Here is an 18,965-nt window from a genome sequence, read left to right on the forward strand (position 1 = left end):
GTCCGTCACGATCGCCGCATCGTCACGGTCACCGTCTCACCGTCGGTAGCTGCGCCAACGTGTCAGGCCGTCTCCCTTGTCCACTTTCTAGCCGCTATGACTTCATCCCCGACGACTTTGTCCCGTCGCCACCCCGCCGCGTATGCGCTGCTGGCCTCCGTCGCCGTGCTTGGCCTGCTGCTGGCGCGACCCGCCCTGGCCGAGCGCGCGGACCGGGACAAGCCGCTGGTACTGGAGGCGGACAACGCCAGCTACGATGACGTCAAGCAGATCTACACGCTCACCGGCAACGTGGTGCTGACCAAGGGAACCATGGTGCTGAAGTCGGACGCGGCCGAGCTGCGCACCGATCCCGAGGGCTACCAGTACGCGATCGCCACCGCCAAGGCCGGCAAGCAGGCCTATATCCGCCAGAAGCGCGACGGCGTGGACGAATATATCGACGGCTGGGGCGACCGCATCGAATACGACGGCAAGCAGGAGCTGTCGCGCCTGATCGGCCATGCGCGCGCGGCGCGCGTGGCCGGCGCCAAGATCATCGACGAAATCCGTGGCGCGCTGATTACCTACGACAGCCGCAACGAGTTCTACACGGCCGCCGGCGGTGGCGAGAACACCTCGGCCGGCAGCCCGTCGGGCCGTGTGCGCGCCGTGCTGTCGCCGCGCGCGGACCAGGCCAGCGCACCGGCCGCCCCTCTCGACCTGAAGCCGGCGCCCGCGCCGGGCAAGCCCTGAACACCGGCGTCCGCGCCGCTCCCTCGCAGTCATGAACGATACCGCCACGCTCGCCACGCCGACTTCCTCCGCCACCGCCACCAACGGCAGCACGCTGGTCGTGCGCCACCTGAAGAAGCGCTACGGGTCGCGCACCGTGGTCAAGGACGTGTCGCTCGACGTCAAGAGCGGCGAGGTGGTGGGCCTGCTGGGCCCCAACGGCGCCGGCAAGACCACGTCGTTCTACATGATCGTCGGCCTGGTGGCGCTCGACGAAGGCGATATCGTGCTCGACGGGGACCATATCAGCGGCCTGCCGATCCACGAGCGCGCGCGCATGGGCCTGTCCTACCTGCCGCAGGAAGCCTCGGTGTTCCGCAAGCTGAACGTCGAGGAAAATATCCGCGCGGTGCTGGAGCTGCAGACCGAGAACGGCAAGCCGCTCAAGAAGGACGAGATGAACAAGCGCCTGGAGACGCTGCTGGACGACCTGCAGATCGCCCACCTGCGCAACAATCCGGCCCTGTCGCTGTCCGGCGGCGAGCGGCGCCGGGTGGAAATCGCCCGGGCGCTGGCGTCGTCGCCGCGCTTCATCCTGCTCGACGAGCCATTTGCCGGCGTGGACCCGATCGCGGTCGGTGAAATCCAGCGCATCGTCAGCTTCCTCAAGGCCCGCAACATCGGCGTGCTGATTACCGACCATAACGTGCGCGAGACGCTCGGCATCTGCGATCACGCCTACATCATCAGCGAGGGCACCGTGCTGGCGGCCGGGCAGCCCGAGGACATCATCGCCAACGAGTCCGTGCGGCGCGTCTACCTGGGCGAGAATTTCCGCATGTGACGTCGCTGCCGCGGCAATGCGGGCGACCCGGCTGCCGCGGCCGAACACGATCACCAAACTGAAGCGATAGGCGATAGCAATTTCCGTTCCATCGACGGAGAGATGCGCATAGAATAGGTCGCATGAAACCGTCGCTTCAGCTTCGTCTCTCTCAGCACCTTGCCTTGACTCCCCAACTGCAGCAGTCGATCCGGCTGCTGCAGCTTTCCACGCTGGAACTGCAACAGGAAGTCGAACAGGCCCTGACCGAAAATCCGCTGCTCGAACGCGAAAACGACTGGATCGAGAGCCCGCTGCGCGTGGCCGCCGATGGCTCCGTCAATGTGCAGAGCGCGCCGGCCCCGACGCCCGCCGAGCCGCAAGGCAGCGGCGAGGATCGCGCCGAAGGCGCCGCGTCCGGCGACGACGAGGGTTTTGGCGATAGCGGCGGCGAGGATTACGGCAACGACTGGAGTCTCGACGACTTTGCGCGCCGTCCGCAGGGCGACGAAGACGAAAAGACGCCGATGCAGCTGCGCGACGCCGAGCCGACGCTGCGTGAGTACCTGATGGAGCAGCTGACGCCGCTCAAGATCTCGGTGCGCGACAAGGGCCTGGCGGTCTTTCTGATCGAATCGCTCGACGACGACGGCTACCTGAGCGCCTCGCTCGAGGAAATCTGCACGGAACTGCCGGAAGAGCTCGAATTCGAAATCGAGGAAGTCCAGGCGATGCTCACGCTGCTGCAGAGCTTCGACCCGCCCGGCGTGGGCGCGCGCAATGCCGCCGAATGCCTCACGCTGCAATTGCGCCGGCTCCAGCATCCGCAACGCGAGCTGGCGCTGACCATCGTCAACCACCATCTGGAGCTGCTGGCCGTACGCGACTACACGCGCCTGAAGAAGGCGCTGCAGGTCGACGAGGCAGCCCTGAAGGCGGCGCACGAACTGATCCGCTCGCTGGCACCCTACCCCGGCCACGCCTACAGCCGGCCCGAAGCCGACTTCGTGGTGCCGGACGTCTTCGTGCGTAAGAGCGGTACCGGCTGGATCGCGCAGCTCAATCCCGATGTGATGCCCCGGTTACGCATCAACGATATGTACGCGCAGATCCTGCGCGGCGCCAAGGGCGAATCGGGCACCGCCGGCCTGCAGCAAAAGCTGCAGGAAGCGCGGTGGCTCATCAAGAACATCCAGCAGCGCTTCGACACGATCCTGCGCGTGGCGCAGGCCATCGTGGAGCGGCAGAAGAACTTCTTCACCCACGGGGAAATCGCGATGCGCCCCTTGGTTTTGAGGGAGATAGCCGATACACTCGGTTTACATGAGTCCACCATTTCCCGTGTGACCACCAACAAATATATGGCCACGCCAATGGGGACCTTCGAACTGAAGTACTTCTTTGGAAGCCATGTGTCCACCGAAACCGGTGGCGCCGCCTCATCCACGGCAATCCGCGCGCTGATCAAGCAACTGATAGGAGCCGAAGACCCCAAGAATCCCCTTTCCGACAGCCGCATCGCCGAACTGTTGGGCGAGCAGGGCTTCGTTGTCGCGCGTCGTACCGTCGCCAAATACCGGGAAGCCCTCAAGATCCCAGCAGTGAATCTCCGCAAGTCTTTGTAGCCGAGCTGCGTCACCTGCCTTGGTGCAGCTCTTTCAGAAGGAGAAGCGCTATGAACTTCAAGATCAGTGGACACCACCTGGACATCACGCCGCCTCTGCGTGAGTACGTGGAAACGAAACTGGAGCGTATCGTCAGGCATTTCGATCAGGTCATTGGCGTAAGCGTGCTGCTATCGGTGGACAACCATAAGGAAAAGGAACGCCGGCAGTATGCGGAAATCAATCTGCATCTGAAGGGCAAGGACATCTTTGTCGAAGCGCATCATGAAGACCTCTACGCGGCGATCGACTGTCTGGTCGACAAGCTCGACCGCCAGGTGATCCGTTACAAGGACCGCGTGCAAGGTCACGACCGCGAAGCCCTCAAGTACCAGATGGCGGCATCGCAGATGCAGCAGCAATAAAGCCATTGAAGGCGACCGGCAACCGGTCGCCCGGGGTTGAAAAGAAGTGGATAAAGCCGCGCCGGAAGCGCGGCTTTTTTGATGGCCGCGCGCTGCGGAAGCGGGCAAGCCGGGCCGGGCGTGGCAGGGCGACCACGGACTTTCGCAACACGGTCGTCACGGTGTATGCTGCGCCATACATCACGCGTAGGAGACATGCGCACCGCTGACGGCTCATGATGGGGCCATCAGGATCGGGGCGCGCCGCGCCGCGTCTCATTGCGGTGCACAAGCGCCAGGCGGCGCTGCTCTATAATGGCCGGACGCTCCAATGCGGGTGTCCCCTGGATTTCGTAGAACCAGTACAACCGATCTGTCACACGCCTGCGGGCAGCGGCCCAGCGTTCCGGCCCCGCCCCACCGTCCTGGCATTCTTTGCATCTATCCGCGCATCGCCCATGAATCGTTTGGCCAAATTGCTGCCACCCGGCAACATATCCCTCGACGTCAGCGTCACCAGCAAGAAGCGCGTGTTCGAGCAAGCCGGGCTGCTGTTCGAGAACAATCATGGGGTGGCGCGGGCAACCGTCACCGACAACCTGTTTGCGCGCGAGTCGCTCGGTTCCACCGGTCTCGGCGCCGGCGTGGCCATTCCGCATGGCCGCATCAAGGGTCTCAAGCAGCCGCTGGCGGGCTTTATGCGACTGGCCGAGCCGATCCCGTTTGAATCGCCCGACGGCAAGCCCGTCTCGCTGCTGATTTTTCTGCTGGTGCCCGAGCAGGCGACGCAGCAGCATCTGGAAATCCTGTCGGAAATCGCGCAACTGCTGTCGGACCGCGAAATGCGCGAGGGCCTCGCCACGTTGCCGACACCCGAGGCCGTGCATCATCTGCTGACGGAGTGGCACCCGTAACCCAAGCACCCGCAAGCCGCCGGCAAGGCCCCGGCCACCGGCAAGTCTGACCAGTCCCCCACATCGCAAGCGCATGGAACTCACCGGCGTCACCTCGCAGTCGATCTTCGACGATAACGCAGCCGACATCAAACTCTCGTGGGTCGCCGGCCTGGAAGGCGCCGACCGCGCGTTCGACGTCGAATTCGCGCGCGAAGCCACTTCCGCGGCGGACCTCGTGGGCCATTTGAACCTGATCCACCCGAACCGGATCCAGGTGCTCGGCAAGCCCGAGATCATGTATTACCAGCGCCTCGACGACGAGCCGCGCAAACGCCAGATGGGCGAACTGATCCTGTTGGAGCCGCCGTTCCTGGTGGTGGCCGATGGCATGGAGCCTCCGCCCGACCTCGAGTTGCGCTGCACGCGCTCGTCCACGCCGTTGTTCACCACGCCGGTGTCGTCGGCGGCGGTCATCGACCACCTGCGCCTGTATCTGTCGCGCATCTCGGCGCCGCGCGTGACCATGCACGGTGTGTTTCTCGACATCCTCGGCATGGGCGTGCTGATCATGGGCGAGTCCGGCCTGGGCAAGAGCGAGCTCGGCCTCGAACTGATTTCACGCGGCCATGGCCTGGTGGCCGACGATGCGGTGGACTTCGTACGGCTGGGTCCTGACTTTATCGAGGGCCGCTGCCCGCCGCTGCTGCAAAACCTGCTGGAAGTGCGGGGCCTCGGCCTGCTCGATATCAAGACCATCTTCGGTGAAACAGCGGTGCGCCGGAAGATGAAACTCAAGCTCGTGGTACAGCTGGTGCGCCGCAACGATGGCGAATTCGAGCGGCTGCCGCTCGATTCGCAATACCTCGACGTGCTCGGCCTGCCCATCCACATGGTCAAGATCCAGGTGGCGGCCGGCCGCAACCTCGCCGTGCTGGTGGAAGCCGCCGTGCGCAACACCATCCTGCGCCTGCGCGGCATCGATACGTTGCGCGATTTCATGGATCGCCAGCGCGCCGCCATGCAGGCGGACGTAGTCTCGCGCGGCCAGGGGCGCCTGCTCTGAACCCCGCCGACGCCCCGCGACCGTTTTCAATTGCTTACAAGGGCAGTCCCCGTCCGCGTCAACGCATTGCCGCCGCGTGCCGTTCTCGGCGGTAATGGGCGCCAAGGCCCGTGTTTCGTGTGGTTCCACAGCCAGGAGAGAGAAGCATGAAAAAACTGATCGCGATGTGCGTGCTGGTTACCCCGTTGATCGCCACAGGCGCATTTGCCCAGGGCGCCTCGGCCCCCGGTGCCGAGAAGGCGAGCGACAAGCCCGCCAACAGCCAGCAGGACAAGATGAAGGCCTGCAACACGCAGGCTGCCGGCAAGAAGGGCGACGAGCGCAAGAAGTTCATGAGCGAGTGCCTCTCCGGCAAGCCTGCCGCGGCCGCCGAGCCGAAGACGCAGCAGGAAAAGATGGCGGCCTGCAGCAAGCAGGGCAAGGGCAAGAAAGGCGACGACTACAAGAAGTTCATGAGCGACTGCCTGTCCAAGCCGGCCTGAGGCCGGGGCTGGCGGCAACCCGAGCCCGCCCGCCTGCTGTCATCGTGGCGGCGCGCGGGCACGCCCGCCCGAGGTCGGGGCGGGCGCCGCCCGCAACGTGTCATGACGCCGCCATCACCCGGTGCTATGCTGTCGGGTGCCATGCGTATCATTCTCATCACCGGAATTTCCGGCTCCGGCAAGTCCGTCGCCCTGAACGTGCTCGAAGACGCGGGTTACTACTGCGTCGACAACCTCCCCGCGCAGTTCATTCCCGACCTGGCCGCCTATCTCTCCGCCCAGGGCTATACGCACCTCGGCGTGGCCACTGATATCCGCAGCCGCGAGTCGCTGGCGCGGCTCCCCGACACCGTGCGCAGCCTGGCCGCCGATCATCAGGTCCAGGTGCTGTTCCTCACCGCCAATACCGACGCGCTGGTCCAGCGCTATTCCGAGACGCGCCGCCGCCATCCGCTGTCGGTGCGCACCGAGGCGACGCCACTGCTGGAGGCGCAGCCCGGCGCGGAGCCCGCGTATGACGACCGTTCGCTGATCGAGGCGATCGAGATGGAGCGCGAGCTGCTGAGTCCGCTGGCGGAATCGGCGCATCGCATCGACACCAGCAACGTGCGGACCAATACGCTGCGCAGCTGGATCAAGGAACTCATTCGCGACCATCGCGGCCAGCAACTGACGCTGCTGTTCGAGTCGTTCGGCTTCAAGCATGGCGTGCCGAGCGATGCCGACCTCGTCTTCGATGTCCGCTCGCTGCCCAACCCGTACTACGACCTCGCGCTGCGCCCGCTCACGGGCCGCGACGCGCCCGTGGTCGATTTCCTGCAGAGCCAGCCGGTCGTGCTCGCCATGGCCGAGGATATCCGTGCCTATGTGGAAAAGTGGCTGCCGAGTTTCATCGCCGATAACCGCAGCTATCTGACGGTGGCTATCGGCTGCACGGGCGGACAGCATCGCTCGGTATTCATCGCCGAAAGACTTGCCAACTATTTCCGGGCACATGGTAATGTGCTGGTCAGACACCGCGAGCTTGGGCCGGCGAGCTGACCTGCAGGGACATGATCGCGGTCGTGAGTTGCTGGTAATCAGCAGTACTAGTACGCCGGTACCGCACCGCCACCTGGTTGCGCGTACCCTGTTCTCCGGTACCCGCTCCATGTCCACGACACCCACCGATATCGAACCGGCACGCGCCACACTGGATGTGCTGCCGCTGTTTCCCCTCCATACGGTGCTGTTTCCCGGTGGCCGCCTGCCGCTGCGCGTCTTTGAAAAGCGCTACGTGGACATGGTGCGCAACTGCCTGCGCGATGGCAGCCCGTTCGGCGTTTGCCTGATTCGCAGCGGCGAGGAAGTATCGCGCCCCGACGAGCCTACCGTGCCCGAGTCGGTCGGCTGCCTGGCCGAGATTGTCGACTGCAATATGGAACAGCTGGGCGTGCTGCTGATCGAGACGCACGGCCGCCAGCGCTTTCGCGTCCTGTCGCACGAGACGCGCGACGACGGCCTGCTGGTGGCCCGCGCGGAACTGCTGCCCGACGACATCATCGACTGCAAGCTGGAGCTGCTCGGCGAGTGCCTGCAGGCGCTGCGCCGGATCGTCACGGCGATCCACGCCGAATCGCCCGACAACCTGCCGCTCGCGGAACCTTATCTGTGGGATGACCCGACCTGGGTGGCCAATCGCCTGTGCGAGTTGCTACCGGTACCGCTCAAGGCCAAGCAGATGCTGATGGAGTTGCCCGACGCGGGCATGCGCATCGAGATCGTGCACCGCTACATGCGGCAGCACCATATCGTCTAGAACAGCCTCACCCGGGCCTGATCTTCCAGCAGGCGCCGCACCGGCGCCGGCGTCCCCAGCGCATCGAGATCGTCGAGCGAAAGCCAGCGCAGCGTGCGCGCATCGCCGCCGGGCCCGACCGCATCGAGATCGACGCGAATGGCACGGATCAGCAGGCGGAAATGCGTGAACACATGTGTGAGCTCGCCGGCAAGCACGGCCCGCGCGGGGCGGCCGAAGGCACGCGCGTGATCGAGCGCGGCGGCCTCCGCCGCTTCGGCATCGAACGGCACGCCGTCCACCGCGATCTCGGGCAGGCTCCACAGGCCGCCCCAGATGCCGCTATCGGGCCGCAGGCCGAGCAGTACCTCGCGACCATGCCGGACCACGAGCATCACGGTGCTGCGCTCGGGAATCGCGGCGCGCGGCTTGGGCGTCGGCAGGACCGCGGTCAGGCCATCGCGGCGGGCCACACAATCGGACGCAAGCGGGCACGCTGCCGCCTCGGCGAGGCACAGCGGCCGGCCGCGCGAACACACCGTTGCGCCCAGATCCATTAACCCCTGCGTGTAGGACACCATATCGGCCGCCACGTCTTCGGCCTGGCGGGCGCCCGCCGGTGGCAACGCCTGTTCGGCCAGTTGCCACATGCGCTGCTCGATGGCACGTTCGCCGGGATAGCCGCGGATGCCGAAGAAGCGCGCGAATACGCGCTTGACGTTGCCGTCGAGAATCGGCGATCGCACACCCGCGCTGAACGCCGCAATCGCCGCCGCGGTGGAGCGGCCGATGCCGGGCAGCGTCACGAGCACCGCGGGGTCGGTCGGAAACACCCCGCCATGCTCGCTCATCACCGTCTTGGCGCAGCGGTGCAGGTTGCGTGCCCGCGAGTAGTAGCCAAGCCCGGCCCACAGCGCCATGACCTCGTCGGCCGGTGCCGCGGCCAGCGCGGCCACGGTCGGCAGTTGCGCGACAAAGCGCTGGAAGTAGTCGATGACAGCCGCGACCTGCGTCTGCTGCAGCATGATCTCGGACAGCCAGATCCGGTACGGATCGCGCGTGTTCTGCCATGGCAGGTCGTGCCGGCCATGCGTACGCTGCCAGTTCACCACGCGCATGCCGAAATCGGCGGGAGCGGAGATGGCAGACGTGACGGACCGGGCTGACATGGGGGGCCGCGCAGCCGGGTCTGAGGAAGCTAAGGGAGTCGACGAATCGGCAGCGGACTTGCGGGGCATGCGAGGACGGAAACGAAAAAGCGCCGCGACCAGGGCGGCGCCACATGATACCGCGAGCGCCGCTCAGGCCGCGCGCGCGCCCGCCACCTCGGCCGGGGTCTCGACGATCGCCTTGGCGTAGGTCTCGATCTTGCCGCTACGTTCGTCCAGGCCGTTGAGCACTTCCTCGAGCTGCGAGATGCGGCTCTCGAGCGTGTCGGTGGCTTCGTGGATGCGCTCGATCGAATCGACGCGACGGCGAAGCTGCTTCTGGTGCTCGCGCACCTGCGCCTCGAGCGGCGTCATGACCGACTTCAGCCAGATCTCGATATCGCGGTTGAGGTCGCGGAAATTCTCGAGCACGCGGCTGGCCATGGTGGCAAATGCGTTCTGCACGAGTTGCGGACGCGAGCGCGTCAGCATGTTGACGGTGCCGAAGTGATTGTTGACCAGCTGCAGCGTCTCCTGCAGGTCCATCGCATAGCGCGACGTCACGAACTGGATCGGCGCGGGCAGCGTAAAGCCGTGCTCGGCGTTGAAGCGGCGATACATGCTGTCCACCAGCTGGTGAAGGCCGGCGATCTTCTGGTCGGCGTCCTTGATCAGACCGGTCAGCTGGCCGAACAGGGCTTCCATGTCCTCGCGCAGGCCGCGCGAGAAGAACCGTTCCTTCATCTGCTCGCGCGCGTCGCGCATGGTGCGGCGCACGTCGCGTAACTGCAGGCTCTTGATGATGTCCGCGCTGTGGCGACCAAAGACCAGACGCAGCGCCTGGAACTTGGCGATGCTTTGCTCGAACTCTTCCTTCTCGCCCTGCACGCGCAGCAGCATGTGCTTGACCATCGCGTGGTTCTTGCCGCGCAGCCCGCGCAGCTCGAACAGCTGCTCGACGATATCGCGGCGGCGGCTCTGCAGCAGTTGCTGGGCTCCGCGCGACATGTCCTGCACCAGCCGTTGCACCTGGTCGGCGACGATATCGCGCCGCTGAGGAATCAGCTGGTCGGACAGCACGTGCTCGAACTGCGGCAGGTTGCTGCGCACCAGCAGTGGCTGGTCATGCGTGACCTTGGCCACCAGCCCCTTCTGCGCGGAGACCGGATAGACGCGGCGTTCCTCGATGCCAAGCACCTGCGCCGTGGTGCGGACCTGGCGCGAGATCTCGAGTGCGATTTCCGGTGACGACTTGAGCGGATCCCACAGGCCGTCGATCTTGTTGAGCACGGCAAGGCAGCCGCGGCGATGGCCGGCGCCCACATGGCTGCGCCACAGTTCGAGATCGCTCTTGGTCACGCCGGCGTCGGCGGCCAGCACAAACACCACTACGTGGGCATCGGGGATCAGGCGCAGCGTCAGTTCCGGCTCGGTACCGATCGCGTTGAGGCCCGGCGTATCGAGAATGACCAGGCCCTGGCGCAGCAACGGATGCGGGAAGTTGATCACCGCATGGCGCCAGCGCGAGATCTCGACCATGCCGTCGGCATCGACCGACCACGCGGCATCGGGATCGTTCTCGTGATAGAGGCCGAGCGACTCCGCCACGGCCGGTGCCACGCGCGTGGTTTCCACCACGTGCTGGAATGCGGCCAGCATGCCGTCGGGCGAGGACGGGTCGAGCGGTACCGTGGTCCAGTGCGAGCCGGCGGCACCAGGCTCCATGAAGTCGGCGGTGGACGCCTCCTGCAGGCGCGTTTCGATCGGCAGCAGGCGGATGCAGGGCTGCTCGTTCTCGTCGTAGCGCAGTTCGGTCGGACACATCGTGGTCCGGCCGGCCGACGACGGCAGGATGCGGCGGCCGTAGTCGGCAAAGAAGATGGCGTTGATCAGCTCGCTCTTGCCGCGCGAGAACTCCGCAATGAAGGCGACCTTGAGCCGGTCGCTCTTGAGGACGTTCTGGATGCGTTGCACGCGATCGTCCGCGGTGGCGTCGTACAGGTCGAACTGCTGCAACCACGACTGGAATTCCGCGAGGGACTGGAGGACCCCGGTTCTCCAGGCGCCATATTGTTCGAATTGATGGGCAAGGCTTGTCATCGGAGTGTTCGGCTGCGTTCGCTGTTTTGGCTAGGTGTTATGGCACTGCGCGCTCAAACGACGCCGACTTCGGGTGGCCCGTTGACCCTGCGGACCCGAGGCAGGCGCCTCGCGCCGGAATCCCCCTCAAAAGGCGGATTCGACGCTTTTTTGTAACTTTTTTTATCTGCGCACACGATACATGTTTCCGGGCCGATTTTGTGGAATTCACGCCCCTTGTTGTATTCCCGTTGTGCGAGTGTTGCGCCGACCCATCGGCCCGTTTGTGACAGCAATCTTCGCGTCACGAAGCCGGGCCGGACGGGCGGCCCGAAGCGCGCCGGACTCAGCGTTGGCAGTGGGGACAGAAGAAGGTCGAGCGCTGGCCCTGGACGATCTGGCGGATGGGGGTACCGCAGGCCCGGCACGGCTCGCCGGTGCGGTCATAGACCAGGCAGTCGAGCTGGAAGTAGCCGGTGTTGCCGTCGCTGCCGACGAAGTCGCGCAGCGTGCTGCCGCCGCGCGCGATGGCTTCGGACAGTGTCTCGCGGATCGCCACCGCCAGGCGGTCGTAGCGTTCGCGGCTGATGCGGCCGGCCGGCGTGGTAGGCCGAATGCCGGCGCGAAACAGACTCTCCGATGCATAGATATTGCCCACACCGACCACGATATCGCCGGCCAGCAGCACGGTCTTGATCGCGGCCGTACGTCCGCGCGTGTGGCGATGCAGCCAGCCGCCATCGAACAGGTCGTCGAACGGCTCGATGCCGAGGCCGCGCAGGAGCGGATGGCCTGGCAGGTCCGACTCGGGCAGCGGGCTCCAGAGGATGGCACCAAAACGGCGCGGATCGCGGAAGCGCAGAACCACGTTGCCTGCCGGGGCGTCCGGCGCGGCGGCAAGCACCAGGTCGAGGTGGTCGTGCGGACCCGGTGCCGGTGCGGGCTGCGGCGACTGCGGCAAGACGCGCAGCGTGCCGGTCATGCCCAGGTGAACCAGCAGCCAGCCCGGCTCGCGCGGGTCCGCCCCGCCCTGCCCCTCGGGCGCCGCCAGGCACTCCAGCAGCAGGTACTTGCCGCGCCGCTCGATGCGCGCCACCACCCGCCCCGCGAGCAGCGACTCCAGCGCCGGGTCCACCGGCCAGCGCAGACCCCGATGCCGCACCGTCACGTCGACGATGCGCCTGCCAACCACGTGCGGCAGCAAGCCGCGTCGCGTGACTTCCACTTCCGGCAATTCAGGCATTGTCCGCCCACCTCCAGATTGCTTCGACAGAACCTCTTGCCCGCTTTGCCGCTCCAAAACGCAGGCTCGGACACCGGCGCCACGCCATTATGAGCGCTCTCAGACGCAACTCGGGCGGGCACCGGGGTCCAGGCAAGCAGGGCATTGTAGCGGCAGGCTACAATGCCTCTCATCCATTCCTGACGCCGCGCGCGCCGGAGCTTCGAAATACATGCCGGACTTCCGTTCGTCCCCACAGGCCATGCGCCCGGAACATTCCCCAATGATCCAATCTGTCCCCGTCGCCAAGGTTGCCGGCGGCCCGCGTGCGGCCGTTCGCCCCATTCGCCATCATGCGCGTGCGCTCGGCGCGGCGGCCTGCCTCGCGTTTGCCACGCTGGCCCACGGTGCGCCGCCGGCGCTTGCCCGCAGCGCGCCGCCGATGCTCTCGCAGGCCGACGACAGCGCGGGCGACGCGGTCGGGGCGACCGGCGCGATCGATATCGCGCCCTCGGCGAGCGCCGCCAGGCGGGCGTCGCGCACGCCGCTGCCCAATCTCACGCTGACGCCGGACATCATGTATCGCGTGCTGGCGGCGGAAATCGCGCTGCAGCGCGGACTGGTCGGCACGGCCTATCGCGCCTACCTCGAACTGGCGCGCTCGACGCGCGACCCGCGCATGGCGCAGCGCGCGACGGAAATCGCCTTCAACGCGCGCATCTCGCAGCAGGCGCTCGACGGCGCGCGCTTATGGGTCGAGCTCGCGCCGAAGTCACCGGCCGCGCGGCAGGTCCTGTCCACGCTGCTGGTGCTCAACGGCCGCTGGGAAGAAGCCGAGCCGCTGCTGGTGCAGCAGCTCGCGGCGGCGCCGTCGGCGCATCGTCCCGAAGCGATCCTGCAGATCCAGCAGCAGTTGTCGCGCACCACCGATCCGTCGGGTGCGGTGGCGGTGCTGCAGCGCCTGACCGCCAACGACATGAAGCTGCCGGAGACGCATTTCGCGCTCGCGCGGGCCAAGGAAGCCGCCGGCGACGCGGACGGCGCCCTTGCCGAACTCGACGAGACGCTGCGCCTGAAGCCGGACTTCGAGGCGGCGGCACTGGCGGCGGCGGAAATGCGCGCCGAGAAGGCGCCCGAGCAGGCGATCGGCGGGCTCAAGAAATTTCTCGCCAGGTCGCCGGCGTCCGTCAACGGCCATATCACGCTGGCGCGGCTGTACCTGCAGCAGAACGACATGGAGGCGGCGCGCAACCAGTTCCAGGCGCTGCGCAAGATCGCGCCGAACGATCCGCGCGTGCCGCTCGCGCTGGGCCTGACCAGCCTGCAGGCGCGCAACTACGACGAAGCCGAAAGCTATCTGAAGGAGTACCTGCAGATGGCCGAGAAAGCGCCGGCGGCCAACCCCGACATTGCGTTCCAGTACCTTGCGCAGATCGCGGAAGAGAAGAAGGACTACAACGGCGCCATCCAGTGGCTCGACCGCATCGACGATGGTCGCCTGGCGCCGGCGGCGCAGGCCAAGCGCGCACAGTTGCTCGGCCGCATGGGCAAGTTCGACGACGCGCAGGCGGTATTCGGCGAGATGATCGCCGATGCCGAGGATATCGCCGATCCGGCGCAGCGTGCGCAGCGCATCGTCGCGATCCGGCAGGCCGAGATTTCGATGCTGATCGAGAGCAAGGCCTACGACCGCGCGCGCAAGGCGCTCGACGAACGCGTCAAGGCCGAGCCCGACAACGCCGACTGGATCTACGAGCTGGCCATGCTCGACGAGCGCGAGAAGCGTTACGACAGCATGGAGCAGGGCCTGCGCAAGGTCATCGCGATGCAGCCCGACCAGAAGCAGGGCTACAACGCGCTGGGCTATTCGCTGGCGGACCGCAACGAGCGCCTGCCGGAAGCGCGCAAGCTGCTGGAGCGCGCGTCCGAACTCGGACCCGACGATCCATACATCATGGATAGCCTGGGCTGGGTCAAGTACCGCATGGGTGAACTCCAGCCGGCGGCGGATCTGCTGCGCAGCGCGTACGCCAAGGCCCCCGAGGCCGAAATCGGGGCGCACCTGGGCGAGGTGCTGTGGCAGCTCGGCCAGCACGACGAAGCGCGCAAGACGTGGACCGAGGCCGCCAAGGTCGAGCCCGAGAACCAGACGCTGATCGATACGCTGCGCCGCTACAACCAGAACGTGCTGCTGTCGAAGTAGTGCCTGTACCATTCGCGCGATGCCCGCCCGCCGCGATGCGGGCATCGCGCGATCGCCGCGTGCCATGCGCACCGTCGCCGCCTGACGAGTCTGGGGCATCGGGTATCGTGTCCCACGTTCGTTCCGCCCGCTTCGATCTCGTTCCGCCGTCGCTGCGTTGAAACTGTCGTCGCACCATGGTCGTCGCACCATCGACCTGACCCACCGACCACCGACCGCCGATAACCTGATTACCTGATTACCTGATTACCTGAACATGCTCCGATCCCGTCGCCTGGCCCTGCTGTGCGTGGCCGCCCCGCTCTGGCTCGCCGCCTGCGCGAGCGTGACCCCGACCCGCGGCTTCGACGCCGGCGAGACCGCCCGCACCGAACACTACTCCGGCCGCTTTGCCGCCAACTATGTGCGCTACGGGCGCAATGAAGGCGTGCAGGGCAGCTTCCGCTGGGAAGAACAGGGCCGCAATGTGCGGCTCGACCTGGTTTCCCCGCTGGGCCAGACCCTTGCCGTGATCACCAGCACGCCATCGGGTGCCACGCTCGACCTGCCCAACGAGGCGCCGCGCAACGCGCCCGAGGTGGACAGCCTGATGGAACAGGCGCTCGGCTTCTCGCTGCCGGTAGCGGGACTGCGCGACTGGATCCACGGCCGCCCCACACCGGGCACGCCGGCCAACGCCACGCGCGACGTCAAGGGCCGCCTCGACACGCTCGCGCAGAATGGCTGGACCGTGCGCTACGTCGACTGGCAGGATCCCCCGAAAGGCGCGACGGTCGCGACCGCGCGCCCACGCCGCATGGACCTGGCGCGCGACACCGGTGAAACGCCGCTGACGGTGCGCCTCGTCATCGATCCGGCCCAGTCCGGACCGTAAGGCGGCAACCCCGGCAACTCCATGACCACGACCCGCGTCACACCGGTCCATTGCCCAGCGGCCGATGACGAACACCCGATGACGAACGCCAGTACCTTACCTCCGCCCGAGCTGCGCGATTGCGCGGCACCGGCCAAGCTCAACCTGTTCCTGCACGTGACCGGTCGCCGCCCCGACGGCTATCACACGCTGCAGACCGTGTTCCAGCTGATCGACTGGAGCGACACGCTGCATTTCCGGCGGCGCGACGATGGCGTGGTGACACGGATCACGGACATCGCCGGCGTCCCCGCCGAGAGCGACCTCGTGGTGCGTGCGGCGCGCGCGCTGCAGGCCGCCACAGGCACGCACTTCGGTGCGGACATCGCGGTGGACAAGCGGTTGCCGATGGGCGGCGGCATCGGTGGCGGATCGTCGGATGCCGCCACCACGCTGCTCGCGCTCAACCATCTGTGGGGCCTGCGCCTGCCACGTGCGCGGCTGATGAAAATCGGCCTCGCGCTCGGCGCCGATGTACCCGTGTTCGTGTTCGGTCAGAATGCGTTTGCGGAAGGCGTGGGCGAGGAGCTCACCGCGGTCGATCTGCCCGACAGCTGGTTCGTCGTTATCCACCCGCGCCAGCATGTACCGACCGCAGCAATTTTTTCCGATGGGCGCTTGACAAGGGATACCCCTATCTCCATAATTGCGGACTTCGCTGCTTGCACAAACAAATTCGCTTACGGTCGCAACGATCTGGAAGCGGTAGCAACAGCGAAGTTCGGCGAGGTTGCCCGAGCCCTTGCATGGCTGCGACAATACAGTCCGCATGCAAGGATGACCGGATCCGGTGCCTGCGTGTTTGCCCGCTTCGATGACGAGCAGACTGCGCAGCAGGTGTTGGAACGGTTGCCATCCGAGTGGGATGGCAGGTGTGCGAGAAGTCTGTCGCATCACCCGCTTGCAACGTTCGCATAGCAGGTTTTCCAGGTTTTCGTCTGGCGTGACGCGGTGGCATGAAGGCAGTGGCAGATTGCGTGACGACGGACGGACAAAGGTTGTGTAGGGGAGTCGCCAAGTCGGTTAAGGCACCGGATTTTGATTCCGGCATTCGAGGGTTCGAATCCTTCCTCCCCTGCCATTACTTCCTATAGTGTCCCCATGGACCGCAATTCAGCTACCGTGATCGCCGCCCCCGGCGGACGGCAGCAACAACTCCCCCAGCAGCAAGACAGGTGCCCCGAATGAGCAGCGAAGGCTTGATGGTATTTACCGGCAATGCCAACCCCAAACTCGCGGAGGCTGTCGTACAGCACCTCGGCATTCCGCTGGGGAAGGCACTGGTGGGTCGTTTCTCCGACGGTGAAGTCCAGGTCGAAATCCAGGAAAACGTTCGCGGCAAGCATGTCATCGTGCTGCAGTCCACCTGCGCGCCGACCAACGACAACCTGATGGAACTGATGGTGATGGTCGATGCGCTGAAGCGCGCGTCGGCACGCAGCATCACCGCCGCCATGCCCTACTTTGGCTATGCGCGTCAGGACCGCCGCCCGCGCTCGGCGCGCGTGGCCATCTCGGCCAAGGTCGTGGCCAACATGCTCGAGGTTGCCGGCGTCGAACGCGTGCTGACGATGGACCTGCACGCCGACCAGATCCAGGGCTTCTTCGATATTCCCGTCGACAACATCTACGCATCGCCGGTCCTGCTGGGCGATCTGCGCGAGAAGAACTACGGCGATCTGCTCGTGGTCTCGCCGGACGTCGGCGGCGTGGTGCGCGCCCGTGCGCTGGCCAAGCAGCTGAACTGCGACCTGGCCATTATCGACAAGCGTCGCCCCAAGGCCAACGTGGCCGAGGTCATGAACATCATCGGTGAAGTCGACGGCCGCAACTGCGTGATCATGGACGACATGATCGACACTGGCGGCACGCTCTGCAAGGCAGCACAGGTGCTGAAGGAGCGCGGCGCGCAGAAGGTGTTCGCGTACTGTACGCACCCGGTGCTATCGGGCGGTGCCGCGGCGCGCATTGCCGCCTCGGCGCTCGACGAAGTGGTGGTGTGCGACACCATTCCGCTCAGCGACGACGCGCTGCAATCCGGCAAGATCCGTCAGGTCTCGACGGCACCGCTGCTGGCCGAGACCTTCACGCGGATCATCAAGGGCGACTCGATCATGTCGCTGTTTGCGGATTCCTGATAGAATTTCGGGCTTCACTGGTTTTATTGCATCGGGGACCGGTTTGGTCCCCGATGTGCTTCCGGCGGCGCCTCGGCAATCCTTCGCCTGAGCGTGTCGCCTCCTTCGAGGCTGCCTGGTCGCGGGCAGCCTTATTGACATTTGGAGTTGAACAATGAAAGTCATCGCTTTCGAGCGTAGCGTACAGGGTACGGGTGCGAGCCGCCGCCTGCGCAACGCCGGCAAGACCCCCGGCATCATCTACGGCGGCGCCGCCGAACCGAAGATGATCGAGCTGGATCACAACGCGCTGTGGCACGCCCTGAAGAAGGAAGCGTTCCACTCGTCGATCCTTGACCTCGAAGTGGCCGGCAAGTCGGAAAAGGCGCTGCTGCGCGCCTTCCAGATGCACCCGTTCAAGCCGCTGGTGCTGCACGTCGACTTCCAGCGCGTGTCCGCCACCGACAAGATCCACGTGAAGGTGCCCCTGCACTTCATGAACCAGGAAACCGCTCCTGGCGTGAAGCTGGGCCACGGCATCATCAACCACATCCTGAACGACCTGGAAGTGTCGTGCCTGCCGGGCGACCTGCCGGAGTTCATCGAAGTGGACCTGGGCAATGTGGAACTGAACCAGACCGTTCACCTGTCGGACATCAAGCTGCCGAAGGGCGTGACCGTGATCACCCACGGTGACGACAATCCCGCGGTTGCCACGATCTCGCTGCCGGCTGGTGGCGTGTCGGAAGCCGCCGAAGGCGGCGAGGCCAGCGGCGAAACGCCGGCTGCCTGAGCCTGACGCTCCGCACCGAAAAGACCGCCGGTTCGCCGGCGGTTTTTTTTCGCGCCAGTTTTTGCGCCCGGTTTTTCGCTTATCCTTCTGGCGCTGTGCTCTTACTTCGAACCAACGCATGATCAAGCTCATCGTGGGCCTCGGCAATCCCGGGGCCGAATACGAGGCCACGCGCCATAACGCCGGCTTCTGGCTGGTCGACCAGCTGGCCCGCATGGGTGGCACCACGTTGCGCGTGGAAGGCCGCTTCCACGGACTGGCCGGCCGTGCCCGGCTCTGGGATCAGGACATCTGGCTGCTCAAGCCCTCGACCTTCATGAACCGCTCGGGGCTGTCGGTGGTATCGCTCGCGCGCTTCTACAAGATCCTTCCGGACGAGATCGTGGTCGCGCACGACGAAATGGATCTGCCCCCTGGCGCGGTCAAGCTCAAGCGCGGCGGGGGTTCGGGCGGTCACAACGGCCTCAAGGACATCGCGGCTCACCTCACCACGCAGGATTACTGGCGCCTGCGCCTCGGCGTGGGCCATCCGCGCAATCTGCCGGGTGGTGCCGCGGGCGGACGCGAGGACGTGGTCAACTTCGTGCTCAAGCCGCCGCGCAAGGAAGAACAGCAGGCCATCGACGAAGCGATCGATCGCTGCATCGATCCGCTCGGCCTGCTCGCGCGCGGCGAGGCCGAACGCGCGATGATGGCGCTTCATACGACGCGCTGAGTTCGCGCCGCA

At 65.9% G+C, this 18,965-nt stretch carries 18 protein-coding genes and 1 tRNA gene; 16 read left to right on the plus strand and 3 right to left on the minus strand.

What is annotated here, in order from left to right:
* Positions 1-96 precede the first annotated feature (96 nt).
* The 9 genes from lptA to DFLDMN_RS10845 all read left to right on the plus strand — a co-directional run bounded on the left by lptA (position 97) and on the right by DFLDMN_RS10845 (position 7,784).
* Positions 97-735 carry a lipopolysaccharide transport periplasmic protein LptA gene (gene lptA / locus DFLDMN_RS10805; protein WP_423194967.1) on the plus strand — a complete coding sequence of 213 codons (639 nt, stop codon included), beginning with the start codon at positions 97-99 and terminating at the stop codon, positions 733-735.
* Between the two features lie 31 nt (positions 736-766).
* Positions 767-1,558 carry an LPS export ABC transporter ATP-binding protein gene (lptB, locus tag DFLDMN_RS10810; protein WP_423194968.1) on the plus strand — a complete coding sequence of 264 codons (792 nt, stop codon included), beginning with the start codon at positions 767-769 and terminating at the stop codon, positions 1,556-1,558.
* Between the two features lie 122 nt (positions 1,559-1,680).
* Positions 1,681-3,162, plus strand: coding sequence for an RNA polymerase factor sigma-54 (locus DFLDMN_RS10815; protein WP_423194969.1), 1,482 nt, complete (start codon positions 1,681-1,683; stop codon positions 3,160-3,162).
* Between the two features lie 50 nt (positions 3,163-3,212).
* Complete coding sequence (gene hpf / locus DFLDMN_RS10820; RefSeq protein WP_423194970.1) at positions 3,213-3,566, plus strand: HPF/RaiA family ribosome-associated protein; 354 nt, start codon at positions 3,213-3,215, stop codon at positions 3,564-3,566.
* A 437-nt stretch (positions 3,567-4,003) separates the two neighbouring features.
* The gene (locus DFLDMN_RS10825; protein WP_423194971.1) at positions 4,004-4,459 is read left to right on the plus strand and encodes a PTS sugar transporter subunit IIA; all 456 of its coding nucleotides are present in this window, start codon (positions 4,004-4,006) and stop codon (positions 4,457-4,459) included.
* 73 nt (positions 4,460-4,532) lie between these two features.
* The gene (gene hprK / locus DFLDMN_RS10830) at positions 4,533-5,504 is read left to right on the plus strand and encodes an HPr kinase/phosphorylase (RefSeq protein ID WP_423194972.1); all 972 of its coding nucleotides are present in this window, start codon (positions 4,533-4,535) and stop codon (positions 5,502-5,504) included.
* Between the two features lie 146 nt (positions 5,505-5,650).
* Positions 5,651-5,986: a PsiF family protein gene (locus DFLDMN_RS10835; protein WP_423194973.1), complete on the plus strand. Its 336-nt coding sequence runs from the start codon at positions 5,651-5,653 to the stop codon at positions 5,984-5,986.
* 141 nt (positions 5,987-6,127) lie between these two features.
* Positions 6,128-7,027 (plus strand): RapZ family nucleotide-binding protein, encoded by a 900-nt coding sequence (gene rapZ / locus DFLDMN_RS10840; RefSeq protein WP_423194974.1) that lies wholly within the window; start codon positions 6,128-6,130, stop codon positions 7,025-7,027.
* Positions 7,028-7,136: 109 nt separating this feature from the next.
* Positions 7,137-7,784 (plus strand): LON peptidase substrate-binding domain-containing protein, encoded by a 648-nt coding sequence (locus DFLDMN_RS10845; protein WP_423194975.1) that lies wholly within the window; start codon positions 7,137-7,139, stop codon positions 7,782-7,784.
* Here DFLDMN_RS10845 and mutY read toward each other — a convergent pair.
* The 3 genes from mutY to mutM form a co-directional block, all read right to left on the minus strand.
* Positions 7,781-8,932 (minus strand): A/G-specific adenine glycosylase, encoded by a 1,152-nt coding sequence (mutY, locus tag DFLDMN_RS10850; RefSeq protein ID WP_423194976.1) that lies wholly within the window; start codon positions 8,930-8,932, stop codon positions 7,781-7,783. The genes DFLDMN_RS10845 and mutY overlap by 4 nt on opposite strands.
* Positions 8,933-9,064: 132 nt before the next feature.
* Positions 9,065-11,011: a dynamin family protein gene (locus DFLDMN_RS10855; protein WP_423194977.1), complete on the minus strand. Its 1,947-nt coding sequence runs from the start codon at positions 11,009-11,011 to the stop codon at positions 9,065-9,067.
* Between the two features lie 325 nt (positions 11,012-11,336).
* The gene (gene mutM, locus DFLDMN_RS10860) at positions 11,337-12,233 is read right to left on the minus strand and encodes a bifunctional DNA-formamidopyrimidine glycosylase/DNA-(apurinic or apyrimidinic site) lyase (protein ID WP_423194978.1); all 897 of its coding nucleotides are present in this window, start codon (positions 12,231-12,233) and stop codon (positions 11,337-11,339) included.
* A 262-nt stretch (positions 12,234-12,495) separates the two neighbouring features.
* Between mutM and DFLDMN_RS10865 the strand changes: the two genes are divergently transcribed.
* The 7 genes from DFLDMN_RS10865 to pth all read left to right on the plus strand — a co-directional run bounded on the left by DFLDMN_RS10865 (position 12,496) and on the right by pth (position 18,953).
* Positions 12,496-14,415, plus strand: coding sequence for a tetratricopeptide repeat protein (locus DFLDMN_RS10865; RefSeq protein WP_423194979.1), 1,920 nt, complete (start codon positions 12,496-12,498; stop codon positions 14,413-14,415).
* Positions 14,416-14,671: 256 nt separating this feature from the next.
* Positions 14,672-15,289 (plus strand): lipoprotein insertase outer membrane protein LolB, encoded by a 618-nt coding sequence (lolB, locus tag DFLDMN_RS10870; RefSeq protein WP_423194980.1) that lies wholly within the window; start codon positions 14,672-14,674, stop codon positions 15,287-15,289.
* Between the two features lie 78 nt (positions 15,290-15,367).
* Positions 15,368-16,246 (plus strand): 4-(cytidine 5'-diphospho)-2-C-methyl-D-erythritol kinase, encoded by an 879-nt coding sequence (ispE, locus tag DFLDMN_RS10875; protein WP_423198380.1) that lies wholly within the window; start codon positions 15,368-15,370, stop codon positions 16,244-16,246.
* Positions 16,247-16,332: 86 nt separating this feature from the next.
* Positions 16,333-16,409 (plus strand) — tRNA-Gln (locus DFLDMN_RS10880).
* A 103-nt stretch (positions 16,410-16,512) separates the two neighbouring features.
* Positions 16,513-17,466, plus strand: a complete 954-nt coding sequence (locus DFLDMN_RS10885; RefSeq protein WP_423194981.1) for a ribose-phosphate pyrophosphokinase — start codon at positions 16,513-16,515, stop codon at positions 17,464-17,466.
* Between the two features lie 154 nt (positions 17,467-17,620).
* Positions 17,621-18,238, plus strand: a complete 618-nt coding sequence (locus DFLDMN_RS10890) for a 50S ribosomal protein L25/general stress protein Ctc (protein ID WP_423194982.1) — start codon at positions 17,621-17,623, stop codon at positions 18,236-18,238.
* A 118-nt stretch (positions 18,239-18,356) separates the two neighbouring features.
* Positions 18,357-18,953: an aminoacyl-tRNA hydrolase gene (pth, locus tag DFLDMN_RS10895; RefSeq protein ID WP_423194983.1), complete on the plus strand. Its 597-nt coding sequence runs from the start codon at positions 18,357-18,359 to the stop codon at positions 18,951-18,953.
* The last annotated feature ends 12 nt before the right edge of the window (positions 18,954-18,965 follow it).

The organism is Cupriavidus sp. H19C3, assembly GCF_049393815.1.
Taxonomy (GTDB): domain Bacteria; phylum Pseudomonadota; class Gammaproteobacteria; order Burkholderiales; family Burkholderiaceae; genus Cupriavidus.